This is a genomic window from Paenibacillus medicaginis, from assembly GCF_042138635.1.
Lineage (GTDB): Bacteria > Bacillota > Bacilli > Paenibacillales > Paenibacillaceae > Paenibacillus > Paenibacillus medicaginis.
In genome coordinates, this window is record NZ_JBHIRY010000095.1 from 1 (window position 1) to 465 (window position 465).

The 465-nt window shown below is 45.6% G+C and carries 1 protein-coding gene; it reads left to right on the forward strand.

The window, feature by feature from the left end; genetic code table 11:
* The coding region (locus ACE5LO_RS27800) for a transposase (RefSeq protein ID WP_375523142.1) at positions 1 to 465 on the forward strand (465 nt) is incomplete at both ends.

Genomic DNA, 465 nt, shown 5'->3' on the forward strand with positions numbered 1-465 from the left:
AGGCATGCAGCATTTCTTTGACGGGACATGGAAATGGGGCACGGCCAAGCTCGTGTACAAACACAAGAAGTGGTTTTTGCATATTTCCATGACCAAGGAGTACCCTGAATTGGATCTTACAAAGGTCAATCACATGGTAGGAATTGACCTGGGAATCAACTTTCTGGCCACCACCTACGACAACCAAAGCCAGACGAGGTTTTATCCTGGTCGAACGATGAAACAGAAACGGGGCCAGTATAAGGTGCTACGCAAACAACTTCAGATGAGACAAACGCCATCCGCTCGAAAACGACTCAAGGAAATCGGTTCAAGAGAAAACCGTTATGTTACCGATGTCAATCATCAAGTAACCAAGGCACTCGTTGAAACGTATCCGAAAGGGACTTTGTTTGTGATCGAAAATTTAAAAGGTGTTCGTTCCGCTACGGAAAAAGTATGTGTTCGCCATCGGTATGTGTCGGT